This is a genomic window from Olivibacter sp. LS-1, assembly GCF_008245145.1.
GTDB classification, from domain to species: domain Bacteria; phylum Bacteroidota; class Bacteroidia; order Sphingobacteriales; family Sphingobacteriaceae; genus Olivibacter; species Olivibacter oleidegradans.
In genome coordinates, this window is sequence record NZ_CP041643.1 from 5,494,511 (window position 1) to 5,507,815 (window position 13,305).

Below are 13,305 nucleotides of genomic sequence, written 5' to 3' on the forward strand. Positions count from 1 at the left end.
AATAGTAAAAATTCATATTCTCCAGGTTATCTTTAAACCAAGCCTGCTTTTAGCAGAAACAAATAAGCATCCTTGCTGTTCATCATTTCTCTGAATTAACGGTTGAATAGAAATCGGCTGCGGCTTTAATATCAGGTTTTAGTCGATTGTCTTCCCACTTTACAGGCACAAGAGCGGGGCGGCAGGTTTGGGAGAATTTCTTACCCATAGCGCCGCGTGGATTAAAAAAGATGGTTGACCACCAATGGCCGCTTTTATCCTGAAACAGATTATTATGTCCTCCTTCCAAAATAGCGGGGTATCGCGGTCCGTAAGGTCCGTAAATATAATCCGATTCTGCCACGACCACATCATAGCTATGTAATTGTTCACCGGGTGTTTCCTTTCTTAAATACGTATAGCGACCATTGGAAAGCGGTACAGACCATACCGTTTGTAATAACTGGTATTTGCCATGATGCTTGGTCAACCACACGCCTTCGATATAAGGTTCTTTAGCATAAGGTGTTTCTTTAAGTTGCTTAAAAGGCTCCGAGATATCACTCAGATCATTCTTCATACGAGCGATATAATGATCATGACCGACGAGATAAACCTCACCGTCCTCATCTTCGAAGGCGCTGAGGTCAATGTTATCGAAAATAGCATGCTGTTCATTTCCTTTGATATTGCGATAAGGCCCTTCCGGTTTTCCTGAAATACTCTCTAAAACGAAAGATCCCTGATTACCATTTAAACAGGCAATGAGCAACCATTTCTTCTTGCTTTTTATATAGTGTAATTCAGGCGCCCATACGGCTCGATACATTGAATCAAGGGGATCGCCGTTTAGGGATACTGATCCCTTTTTGATGGGTTTACCAACCCTCTGCCAGGTAGCGGCATTCTCGTCGAACGACCAAATTCTACCCATTGATTCCCAGTTCTTAAGGTCTGGTGAACGCCATAAATATAGACCATCATTATAGTCCCAGCAATGCACTTGTCCGGCAAACCGCCTCCCCGGGGAGGCGGTTGTTCCGGTTAAATAATAATTCCCGTCAGGTCCGAGCATCACATAAGTATCACGCATCCATACGTCTAACAATGGTTTTACGGTTGGAGGAACTGTAAGCAATGGATCTCCCACGGGTGCGCAAGGATTACTGAAAGATTGACGCTTGCTCCGGTTTTGAGCGTGACCAATGCAATAGCTTAAACATAATATAAGGAGTATGAATTTTATCCGTTTGGTTAACATAGCCGTCTTAGTGTGTTAATAAAATCTCTAATTATACCCCTTGTTCTGTACGCAAAGTTTATTCGCTTGGATTTCGGATTGTGGAATGGGGAATAGAAGTTTATCTGGCGTTGCTAAAGTAGCTGACACCCCTCTTGCTATTGCCGACGACAAGAAGGTTCCTTGTCTGATTAAATCTTCCCTCCTTTTACCTTCAGAGATAAATTCCCAGCCTCTCTCTTTAAACAGAGCTTCTCTGAAAAGTTCTTTCGTCCCTGCTTCGGTAAGTGTTAAATCGGGCAAACCGGCTCTTTTACGTATCTGATTAATAAGTGCAAATGCTTCTTCCGAGGGCCCGGATAGCTCATTCAACGCTTCTGCACGCGATAATAAAATATCTGCGTAGCGCAATACAGGCACGTCGTTTCCGCTGTTATTTCCGATGGTGCTGTTATCCCAATATTTAAAGCTTCGGGCATTGTCGTCATTGAGTATATTTACTGTTACGTTGTTATTATTTACATAACTGGTACAGATCAACGTACGCCGCTGGTCGTTTTCCGCCATACTATTTACAAAGGCGGTCCTTAAACGGTATTGGGTTGCGAAGTTAGACATAGATGCCTGGTAAACAAACTCAGGAAGTTGAGCTGTGCTTTTAAAATTTGGCGTAAGCGCTCCGGCCATAAACCAGTTTCCGAAATCTACTTCATTACGACAAGGTAATACTAATAGCATTTCGCGGTTGTTCATTCCTTCGTTTTCTACTCGAAAAAGATCTTTAAAGGCATATTGACCGATGCTATAGTAATTAAAATCAATAATGGTTTTACAAGCATCTGCCGCTTTTTGCCATTGCTTAGTATTTAAGTAAAACTTTGCCAAAATACCGCTTGCGTTTCCTTTATTGAAGCGACCAAAGGCTTCCTCCTGTCCTGGATCCGGTAGATCGGGGATCGCTGCAAGAAATTCTGATTCGATGAAGTTTTTTATTTCTTCCTCAGTTGCTCTTGCTAAATCGCCTGTTTGTTCAGTGGAAAGGCGAAGAGGTACCGGCCCAAAGAAATTATATAAAATAGCAAAAGCCTGTGCACGCAGTGCGCGCGCTTCCGCTAGAATCAGTTTCTTACTTTCTTCCGAAGCATTTACCCCCTCTATATTTTCAATTACTCCATTAGCGTCGCGGATACAGCGGTAATTCGGTGCCCACATATCACCTTCAAAAGTACCTAAATTAGGCTCCCAGCTAAAATTAATTAAGTGTAATAATTGTCCGTTTTCTGCTCCGCCCGAATTGAAAGCCATATCAGTGCATACTTCCGAATCGTTAATAATAAAGCGCGAATTCTGCTGCGTTTGTTGTTGCGCATAGGCGGAAAATAAAAGTGACTTGATACCAGCTTCTGTTGTGAGCACGTTGCCTGGTGCAAATTCAGAATTCGGCGTTACATCTAATACATCGCTACAGGACGAAAGGCTTGCCAAAAGCAACAATGTAATATATTGAGTGATTTTTTTCATCTGCATAAATTTTTCTATAAAAAATATATTTACATACTTACCAAACTAAAACTGCACATTAATCCCCGCCGTAAATGTCCTTGTAAGTGGGTATGAATTATAATCTACCCGCAGGATATCATCTCCGATTGCATTAACCGCAGGGTCTACTCCTGAATAGCTGGTAAACGTGTATAAGTTCTGTCCGTTAACAAATACCGTTGCCTTGCGAATAAATAGTTTTTCAGGTAAAGGGATCTGATAAGATAAGCGAACGGATTGTATACGTAGGTAAGATGCGTCTTCTACGGTTTTATTCGTTATTTGTCTGGCACCCTGTACATCACCCGGAATAAAAGAGGGATACTCGTTACTTGGATTGGCTGCTGTCCATCGGTTAAGATATAGCTCAGCCAGTTTATTACGGCGAAAATCAACAGCATAATAAGAATCTACCAGACTACTATTGAGCATCTTAGCTCCTTTTGAGCCTTCTAAAAAAATAGATAAAGCTAGTTTTTTGTAGCGCATGTTGGCGTTAAAACCATAAAAGAAGTCTGGCAAGGATTTACCTAAGATGACGCGATCATCTGCATTGATGATTTTGTTATTATCGAAGTCCCTGTATTTCAGATCACCGGGTCTAACACCCGGTTGAGCCAACGAAAAATCGTCCCCTTCTTGCCAAACGCCATCCACGATGTAACCATAAAACGAGCCCATTGACTCTCCCGGTTTTAATATGCTATACTGACCGATATTTCCAGGACCTGAGCCGATAAATTGTTCGACATTTCCTAAGCTCAACACCCTATTTTTTAACGTTGTAATATTAAAATTGGCATCTACCTTTAAATCCTCGCTTTCAACAATTACACCATTAACCGAAAACTCCATTCCTGTATTGCGCATACTACCCACATTTTCTGTCCGACCAGCGAAACCTGAACTTAAAGGTTGAGGAACGTTATACAGAAGGTTGGAAGTTTTTCGGTTATAATAGTCGATGCTTCCAGAAAGTTTAGAACTGAAAAAGGCAAAATCCAACCCAATGTCGACCTGATGGGCAGATTCCCATCTTAAGTACGGATTTGAGCTTCTGGTAGGGGCGATACTGGTTACTTTCTCTCCATCAAAAACGGCAACTCTGCCTGCAGCATAGGTTGAATAATAAAGATAATTTACATTAGGTTGGTTGCCGGTAGCGCCATAACTAGCTCTAAACTTCAAGTCATCTATAAGGTTCATGTTCTTCAAAAAATCTTCTTGCTTCATTTTCCAAGCAAATGCCGCAGAAGGGAAATACCCGAAGCGATGCTCCGGACCGAACCGAGCCGAGCCGTCGGCACGTATCGATCCGGTGAACAAATATTTACCGGCATAGGAGTAGTTTATCCGCCCCAGATATGATAATAAAATATTTTCCTGTGCGCCATTGCCTACCCCATTTAGCATTGCATCCCCCGATCCGATACCGAAGTATGTCAAATCAGGTAATGCGAAGTCCCGCGAATTGGCAATTAACGAGCTGGAGGTGTATCGCTCATAGGTTGAACCTGCAACGGCTGACAAACTATGCTCACCAAAAGTTTTATTATAATTCAATGTACCCTCCACCAAATAATATGTTCGTTTTCCATCACGGGCGTCAGCATAACCATTATAGGAAGCGCCGGTAAGCGTGGAAGGATCTATCCAGAAGTTTCGTTGTGAGATATTGATATCTGCTCCAAGCCTTGCTTTTGCTGATAAGGAAGGAAGAATAAAATACTCGGCGTAGAGGTTTCCAAAAGTTCGATAGGTATCGCCTACCGAGTACTGCCCATTAATGACTGCTAGCGGGTTATCCATCGGCGCCATTAAAGGTGAACGATAGTAAGAACCGTCCGGATTATAAGGAGGGACCGTTGGATCGTAATTCTGTGCCATATAAAGGGCGCTGGCATTATCATTTAAACCTGTTCCATTTGCGTTATAATGATCCTTTATATAGGCCGTAGCGAGGTTAATGCCCACATTATACTTCGATGCCACACCCGTTTCCAGGTTAACTCGCGCGTTATACCGCTTAGTAGACGAATTTAACATCACCCCTTCTTGATCAAAATAGCCTGCCGAAATGTGAAACTTGGTAAGCTCATTTCCACCACTAAAAGACACATCATGACTTTGTATTGGTGCGTTTTTCAATAAGAGGTCCTGCCAATCGGTATTGTAAGTGCTCGCCTCTACGGGTTGGTATACGCTGCCGTTCAACTGTCCTTCTTGAATGATGCCATTAATGGCAGAGGTATATTCTTCAGCAGTCATATAGCGCTGTGTCTTAGCCACCTGCTGCTGTCCATAACTTGCATCATAAGTTACTGTAATTTTTCCCGCTTTCCCCTTTTTTGTGGTGATCAAGACAACACCGTTGGCACCACGCGAGCCGTAGATAGCTGTAGCAGAAGCATCTTTCAATATTTCTATCGAGGCGATGTCTGCCGGGTTAAGAGCGTTTAGTGGTGTACGATTATTCGGATTGTTCGTCGCTCCCCCTACACCGGCTGCGCCGATAGCGGCTGCATCATTCACGGGCATTCCATCAATCACATATAAGGGAGCGTTATTTCCGGTGATGGAAGTGATTCCACGGATTTGTACACTCATTGCTGCACCTGGCTCGCCGCTTTTCTGATAAATCTGCACACCTGACGTTCTCCCCTGTAGGGCCTGTTGCATGTTAACATTTGCACCCTTTGTTAAGTCTTCTGCCTTGACAGATGACACAGAACCGGTGAGATCACTTTTTGCCACCGCTCCGTAACCTATAACAACAATCTCGTCTAAAGCGGTACTTTCAGCTATCAGGGTTACTGACAGGTTATGTCTCCCGTTTAAGCCTAGTTCTTGTGTTTTGTAACCTACATACGTGAATTTTAAGGTTGCGTTTGTTTGGACGCCATTCAATGCAAACCGGCCCTTTTCGTCCGTCATCGTTGCCAAAGATGCCCCTTTAACGGATACACTTACACCGGACAGTGCCTGTCCTACTTGATCAGTCACTTTTCCGTTAACGCTTGTCTGTTGAGCTGCAAGTTGATGCATATGTACTAGCATCAGGCTTATCCATAGGAAGTGCTTTAGCCTATTGGTAAGCTTTTCTATTTTTAATCGATCCATAATTATTGGTTAGGTATTATCAAAGTATTTATACTCTCGTCATTTTAGTCAGAATAAATGCCTTCCTACCCACCGATAAGGTGGGATTCCATTATATTTCACCCGATACAATGATGACTCGCTATCTAGATGGCATCATGCGTCTTAAGGTTTCGGAAAAACGCTGTACCGGTTGGCTAATTCTTCCCATTTTTTCTTCATAGCTTCCATTCTTTGAGGATAAGTAGCCGACAGGTTTTGGGTTTCTGAACGATCTTTCGCTAAGTCATAAAGTTCCCATGGCGCATTGATATCTACCCGAACAATTTTCCAATCGCCCTGTCGCAGGGCAGCAGCACCGTTGTGTTCCCAGAACAATTCGTCATGAAGATGTGCTTTCTGCTTACCGGTCCACAGAGGCAATAGGCTTTTTCCCGGTGTAGGTGTGATACGATGTCCTTCAAAGGTCTCAGGGTATATTGCCCCCGCGATATCGGTACAAGTGGACATCAAATCAATAATATGTGCGGGTTCGTCGCTGATTTTATTTTGTGCCTTTATCTTATTTGGCCAATAAGCGATAAATGGCGTGGCGATTCCTCCCTCATGTTCTTTAGATTTCCAATAACGAAAGGGTGTACAGGATACGTTTGCCCACTCTGGTCCGATGCCGAAGTGTGTTGTTTGCGGGCCAGGCATTACATCCTTGTTGACAGAAAAACTGATCTTCCTACTATCTCGCGTCGTTCCTGAGCGATCGAAACCTGGGCCAAATTTAGCGGGTTGCTCGGGGCTAGCGCCATTATCTGAAAGGAAAACAATAAGCGTATTGTCAAGCTGGCCCGATTTCTGAAGCGCATCCATCATCTTGCCAATATTTTGATCCAGACGGTCTACCATTGCCGCATGAACCGCCATTGCACGCGCATCCCAAAGACTGTCAGCGTTTTTCTCCCAGCCCCTTTCTGGTGTCATAAATCTCGAAAGCTTTACTTGATTAGGCTTAATCAGTCCCAACTTCAGCATTTTTTGATAACGTTTTTCACGAATGTAGTTCCAGCCCTTTTTATATGTATTTTCGTATTTGCGGATATCACTTTCCAATGCTTGTAGTGGCCAATGGGGCGCCGTAAAGGCGACATACATAAAAAACGGCACCTCTTTTTGTGCGAATTGCCTTATATAAGAGGCCGTACTATCCCCAATAGCATTAGTGTAATAGAAATCTTTGGGAACTGACTGAATCGGCCGCGTGCCATTCACCAAGGAAAATGGGTCGAAATAGTCTACTACGCCCCAAATATTACCATAATATTTATCAAAACCTTTATGTACAGGATATGACAAAGTATCTGAAAAGTCGCGATTAGTGATCTGATGATCGAGCCAAGCCAATTGTTCCTCTTTAGTTGGTAAGGGTTCTGTTTCAGAAACATGCCATTTACCTACCATTCCTGTTTGGTAGCCGGCTCCTTTTAATACCTGAGCGATTGTGACTACATTGGGTTGTAAAAAACCTCTGTATCCAGGTTGCCCTTGATCGCTTGTCATATTCCCGATACCAGCTGTATGTGGATATTGCCCGGTTAGTAGGGAGGCCCGTGTTGGGCAACATCGACTGGCATTATAAAAACTCGTCATTCGTAAACCGTGTGAAGCGAGTCGATCCAAATTAGGCGTCTTAATTTCTCCTCCATAACAGCCTATGTCTGAGAAACCCAAATCATCTGCCATTACAATAATGATATTAGGTTTATTTTGCGCCGAGACCCCGGCTGCATAAATTAACCAAATAAACAATAAGCATAGAATTTTTGCGTGTCGAAAAAAAGCCATAAGTGTATGATTGGTTTGCAAGAGCAATGTTAGACGAAAAACGCTATCATCAGTAGCACACATGTTAAATTTTATAGGACATTCGTTCAAAAACCGTATCTTAAACCCATTTAAAGCGATTTTCTATTTTTTTAGGAATTTCGTCGGATCTCGATAGACTAATCAATGCGTAAGCAATTCTACACCTGCGTTTTCTTTTTATTGTTGCTGATACAGGCAACGAAAGGTAGCGATATACGCTTCCGTAAAATAACCTCAAGCCAAGGTTTGTCGCACAATACGGTTTATGCTATCACCCAAGACGAACAGGGCTTTATGTGGTTCGGCACCCGAGAAGGCCTAAATCGATTCGATTGTCGTCATGTTAGAAGTTATTATATTGATGCTGCACCACCTGGAACGTCAACCAATCAGATTAATGCTTTACTGAGCCATCAAAAAAACATATATGTGGGTACCAATCACGGACTTTACCGCTACGATCTACGTCAAGATCGATTGATAGCCCACCCTTTAAATTCGGAAAGGCCCGCTGTAATTTTCATATCGGAAGAACAAAGCGTGCTTTATATAGGTACATCTAGAGGCTTATTTCAAATCAAAAACGGTAGAACGAGTCTACTGCTTAAGGGATTCGCGAGAGCCATTTGCCCTCTATCTACAAACAGATTGTTGATTGCTATCGACCGGCGTATTCTTCTTATCAATGAGGCAGGTGATATTGAGCATACCTTCACTACGAGCTCTTTTCCTCCGCTGTCATTCTCCAATTTTACCATCTTCCAAATGCATCGCGATTTGAAAAATCGTATTTGGCTGGCTACATCGCGTGGACTTTATCTTTATAACGATGAAAAGCGACAATTTACTTCACTGCCCTTTACGAATGAAGAAAACACCGAGAACAGTACCGTTCGATCAATCACAGCAGACAAAGATGAACTTTTATATATAGGCACCGAAAATGGCCTTTATATATATGATATTAAAACAGGCCGAACGGAGAATCATTCGCAATCCTTCAATAACGAGCCTAAAAAGCTAAATGATAAAGCTATCTATTCTACCTTTATCGGTAAAGAGGGTACAGTTTGGATAGGCACTTATTTTGGCGGAGTCAACTACATCCCGGTAGGAAGTGATGGTTTTCAGAGCATGCTACCAACCGATAAAAATAATGGTTTGGGAGGAAAAGCTGTCAGTCAATTAATGGAAGACAGCTTGCACCGATTATGGATTGCAACCGAAGATGGTGGTATTTCTATCTACGATCCATCTACCGCAGCTTTTAGTCGAATTAATAAAAACACCGCCCCCTTTTATCTCAATACCAACAATGTCCATGCACTCCATACAGATTCTTATGGAAATGTATGGGCTGGAACCTTTTTTGGAGGCTTGCACCGCTTTGACCTTAATAAGCGAACGACCACTATTTATGCGAAGAATCCGGCCGATCGCAACTCACTTTCCAACAATCAAGTATATGCGATATATCAGGATAGTCGCGGCATACTCTGGGTGGGTACTCAACAGGGCTTGAATCAATTTAACTATATAACAGGCAAGTTCACTTTACTTGCTCCGGAAATTTTAGGCGATAAATTCATATATGATCTCACCGAAGACAAAAATGGTGATTTATGGATCTGTACCAGACAGGATGGCATTTACCGATACAACCCGCTATCTAAAACCATGAAACACTATACTAACACGGGTAAAAATGCGCCTTTATTAAGCAATCAGCTAATCAGTGTGTATAAAGATCGTCACCAGCGTTTATGGTTCGGTACGTTAGACGGCGGCGTATGTGTTTATCATGCTGAAACAGATGCTTTTCAACATTATACCACAATTACCGGCTTGGCTAATAACAATGTCTATGGCATACTGGAGGACGATGCCGGTTTTATTTGGCTCAGTACCAACTTAGGTATTTCCAGGTGGAATCCAAACACGAAAAGATTTATAAACTATGATAATAGGCATGGCTTGAGTACGAATCAATTTAACTTTAAATCTTTCTTGCGAGGCAGCGACGGCACTTTTTATTTCGGCAGCATTAATGGCTTATGCTATTTTAATCCATTGAAGATGCAGGTAGACAGGCAATCCTATCCCCTGGTTTTTACAACCTTTCAGTTATTCAATAAGGAAGTACACCCGGATTCCGATTCTACAGTTTTGAAGCATCAGCTCGGTTACGCCCGTCAAATTAGTTTATCTTATGATCAGAATGTATTTACCATAAATTATATCACCATCAACTATGCAAACCCAACAAGCACCAACTACGCTTACTATTTAGAGGGATTTGAGGATCGATGGAATTATGTTGGTGATAAAACGAGCGCAACCTATACCAACTTGTCACCAGGCCGCTATACACTGCATGTCAAAACCCTAGATGACGCAGGCGGTTTTACCGGCCAGCAACAAAGTATTAGTATCCATGTGGCTCCTCCTTTTTACCGCACCAACCTGGCCTACCTCTTTTATGCATTTCTCTTATGCCTATGTATTTATATATATACCCGTTTTGTACGCTTTATTCATGAAAAGCGTTTGGAGATTCAACTCGCGCATATGGAGAAGGATAAAACAAAAGCACTTACACAACATCGAATTAACTTCTTCACTTTTATATCCCATGAATTTAAAACGCCCTTAACACTTATTCTTGCATCCATCGACAAATTTATAAATGAGAAGAATATCGATCTCAAGCAACATGTGGAGCTATCACATATCAAAAAGAATGCATCCAAATTATTTAAGCTCATTCACCAGCTAGCGGAATTCAGAAAGGTAGAGGGAGACGACCTGTCTGTGCATTTTAATCGATTGGATATGACCGCTTTTGTACGGCAAATCGTTAACGCTTTTGAGCCCTTGGCAAAGGAAAAAGATATTGCTATTTCTTTTGAGACGGAGATAGACGGACTTAATGTTTTTTTTGATAGCGATAAACTGGAAAAAATAATATCGAACATCTTGTCAAATGCTTTGAAACACACCCAAGCGGGTAGTGTTTCGGTATCTATGCGAACAACTCTTCAAGACGGACAGAATAGAGCAGATTTTGTCATCAGTGATACCGGAACAGGCATGTCTACGACCGATTTGAAACACCTATTTGACCCTTTTTATCGCTCGCCCTCCCAGACTGACATCTCAGGTTCGGGAATCGGTATGGCCTTAGTGCACCACTTGGTTAAAAGCCTTGAAGGCAGCATTGAAGCTTCCAGCACACTTGGCAACGGTACGACGATTTTTTTCAGTCTTCCAGTATACGAACAATTAACTGAACAACAAAGCGAACAACAAAATCCATCGGAAACTGACGTCAATATGGATGTCATCTCCCCGCCTATTGAAAAAAAAGAGCAACGACTAGACCGGCATTATACGCTACTTTTAGTAGAAGATAATAAAGAATTATTGAAATTTCTGGCACAACATTTTCAGAAGACGTACTCGGTAATAACTGCCTCAAACGGAGATATAGCATGGAAAAAGATCTGTAAAACATCTCCTGACATTATTATCAGTGATGTTAAGATGCCTAAAACCACTGGGCTGGACCTATGTTTAAGGATAAAACAAAATAAACAGTTTGATCATATTCCGTTTATCCTTTTGTCTGACAATCAGGATGAACAGATCAGGGTAAACGGATTGGATGTAGGCGCCGATGCCTATATCGGTAAACCGTTTAACTTAAATGAACTGGAGTTGGTAGTAGCCAATATGGTCAAATCAAGAATTAGTTTACGGGAACATGTAATAGGACTAGGCGCTTTTATTGATAACCCTGTTGTTGGCAATAACCGGGATCAGGACTTTCTTACCAAATTAAGTAGCGCTTTGGAGCGGCATTATAAAAACCCGGACCTATCCGTAGAAGATTTAGCGAATGAACTGAATACAAGCCGAACCTCTTTACATCTCAATCTTAAGCGTATTCTGCAAAAAAACGCCACAGAATTACTGAATGAATATCGCCTAAAAAAAGCATTGATGATGTTGGAAAAGGATGTCCCCGTTAACGAGATCTCTTACCATTGCGGCTATCGCGAACCGAATTACTTTAGTAGGGTCTTTAAAAAGCACTATCAGCTTTCTCCTCAGAAATACAAAGAGGTGCATTTTGATAAAAGTAAAGATTAGTGATATAGTAACATTTGCTTATAATGCTATACAATATTTTTGGCCTTGTAAGAACCGATTTATACTCTGATTTCGTTAAATGATGTTAAGCCTTTCGACTACAAGCTTCTTTATTGCTAATTTAGAGCCTATGACTAGTTATCGGTCCTTTCTAATTCTTATAATTCTATCTTTGACGGCAGGTGGTCTGTATGGTCAGATGCAAAAAATAAGTGGTACGATTGTGATAAATGGGGTCAAGAGCAGTGGTTATCAGATAAAAGTAACAGAAGCGGATATAAGGAACATGAAGAAAAAGATTTCTACTAGACCTGATAATCTGGGCAATTTTTATATCGATGCCCAGATTGGCGACTCGTTGGAAGTATACCTCCGAGGCTTTTCCAAAAAGTATGTCATAATAAGTAGTCATGATCATATGACCGTGTATTTAGACAATACTATTCTTTTGGAAGAAGTTGATATAAACGCAGCTATTAACAATAAAACCTTTTTGAAAAAGACTGCAGTTGATTACAACAAACAAAACAACATTTACTTCGGCGGAAAACCGCCGATAACGTTGCTATCACCTTTTGGAGGGAGTCCAATAACTTTTTTTCGTGAGCTACTCGGTAAGGACGGCGAAAAAGTGAGGAGATTCAATAAATATATTAACCAACAGATTGAACTTGAGGAAGTTGATGCTAAATTCAATACACAGACGATCAAGCAGGTAGTCGCCATTAACGATTACGAAATCAACGCATTTAAAGCTGCGTACAGACCAACTATAGAGGACATTAAAAAATGGACGAATTACGAACTGTACGATTACATCAAACAGTCGTATGAGGACTTTAAGAAAAGTAAATAATTTAACATTAATCTAACTGATTTTTTTGATTTATAGAAAAGCAAATAAGCGTTGTAAAGAAGATATCTCCTATGTAATTGCAAGAGATATCTTCTTTTAGGGGCCTATTTTAATAGGGTTTACAATCGTAACAAGTCACTTTCGAAAACGGATCTTATTCACTCCACAATAGGAACATTTAAGACATCACTGCCTTCCACTTTCTAACGTCAAGCACTAAAAAGAAATTAGCTACAACTACAAAACTGAGCAAACCGACTTGTGAGATATTATCTGATTCTTTGTAGATTGTTTCTCCTAAATGAAACACATTTAAAAGGAGTAGCATAATCGCCCAGGTAAAAAGGAACAATATGAAACCTTTCTTTTTAATATAGAGTGTTAATAAGGCTAACAACATACTGAACACTTCAAGTACAAATCGCATCAGGTGCATACTTACCGGAACTTTACCCGTAGCGCCAGGTATTTTTATGTCCATACCAAATACGGCCTGGCTAAAGTGGTAACTGCTGTGAAACAGATAACAAAGTGCGATCATAAGCCAGATAAAGGCGATTCTATGCTGGATGTTCATAAT

At 41.3% G+C, this 13,305-nt stretch carries 7 protein-coding genes; 2 read left to right on the top strand and 5 right to left on the bottom strand.

Annotation, left to right across the window (positions count from 1 at the left end):
- Window positions 1-82 precede the first annotated feature (82 nt).
- The 4 genes from FKG96_RS22900 to FKG96_RS22915 form a co-directional block, all read right to left on the bottom strand.
- On the bottom strand, window positions 83-1,129 hold the full coding sequence (locus FKG96_RS22900) for a family 43 glycosylhydrolase (RefSeq protein ID WP_246860321.1): 1,047 nt from the start codon (window positions 1,127-1,129) through the stop codon (window positions 83-85).
- Window positions 1,130-1,267: 138 nt separating this feature from the next.
- On the bottom strand, window positions 1,268-2,740 hold the full coding sequence (locus FKG96_RS22905) for a RagB/SusD family nutrient uptake outer membrane protein (protein ID WP_246860322.1): 1,473 nt from the start codon (window positions 2,738-2,740) through the stop codon (window positions 1,268-1,270).
- A 45-nt stretch (window positions 2,741-2,785) separates the two neighbouring features.
- Window positions 2,786-5,881, bottom strand: coding sequence for a TonB-dependent receptor (locus tag FKG96_RS22910; RefSeq protein WP_149106217.1), 3,096 nt, complete (start codon window positions 5,879-5,881; stop codon window positions 2,786-2,788).
- 144 nt (window positions 5,882-6,025) lie between these two features.
- The gene (locus tag FKG96_RS22915; protein ID WP_246860323.1) at window positions 6,026-7,696 is read right to left on the bottom strand and encodes an arylsulfatase; all 1,671 of its coding nucleotides are present in this window, start codon (window positions 7,694-7,696) and stop codon (window positions 6,026-6,028) included.
- A gap of 165 nt (window positions 7,697-7,861) precedes the next feature.
- Between FKG96_RS22915 and FKG96_RS22920 the strand changes: the two genes are divergently transcribed.
- Window positions 7,862-11,869 carry a two-component regulator propeller domain-containing protein gene (locus FKG96_RS22920; RefSeq protein WP_149106219.1) on the top strand — a complete coding sequence of 1,336 codons (4,008 nt, stop codon included), beginning with the start codon at window positions 7,862-7,864 and terminating at the stop codon, window positions 11,867-11,869.
- Between the two features lie 130 nt (window positions 11,870-11,999).
- Window positions 12,000-12,725 carry a hypothetical protein gene (locus tag FKG96_RS22925; RefSeq protein ID WP_130856545.1) on the top strand — a complete coding sequence of 242 codons (726 nt, stop codon included), beginning with the start codon at window positions 12,000-12,002 and terminating at the stop codon, window positions 12,723-12,725.
- A 178-nt stretch (window positions 12,726-12,903) separates the two neighbouring features.
- On the opposite strand, the gene FKG96_RS22930 is transcribed toward FKG96_RS22925, so the two are convergent.
- Window positions 12,904-13,302, bottom strand: coding sequence for a hypothetical protein (locus FKG96_RS22930; protein WP_149106220.1), 399 nt, complete (start codon window positions 13,300-13,302; stop codon window positions 12,904-12,906).
- Window positions 13,303-13,305: the final 3 nt, after the last annotated feature.

Coding starts and splice junctions, on each gene's coding strand:
- FKG96_RS22930 (WP_149106220.1), bottom strand. CDS start 13,302: ATGAACATCCAGCATAGAATCGCCTTTATCTGGCTTATGATCGCACTT.
- FKG96_RS22920 (WP_149106219.1), top strand. CDS start 7,862: ATGCGTAAGCAATTCTACACCTGCGTTTTCTTTTTATTGTTGCTGATA.
- FKG96_RS22905 (WP_246860322.1), bottom strand. CDS start 2,740: ATGAAAAAAATCACTCAATATATTACATTGTTGCTTTTGGCAAGCCTT.
- FKG96_RS22925 (WP_130856545.1), top strand. CDS start 12,000: ATGACTAGTTATCGGTCCTTTCTAATTCTTATAATTCTATCTTTGACG.
- FKG96_RS22910 (WP_149106217.1), bottom strand. CDS start 5,881: ATGGATCGATTAAAAATAGAAAAGCTTACCAATAGGCTAAAGCACTTC.
- FKG96_RS22915 (WP_246860323.1), bottom strand. CDS start 7,696: ATGGCTTTTTTTCGACACGCAAAAATTCTATGCTTATTGTTTATTTGG.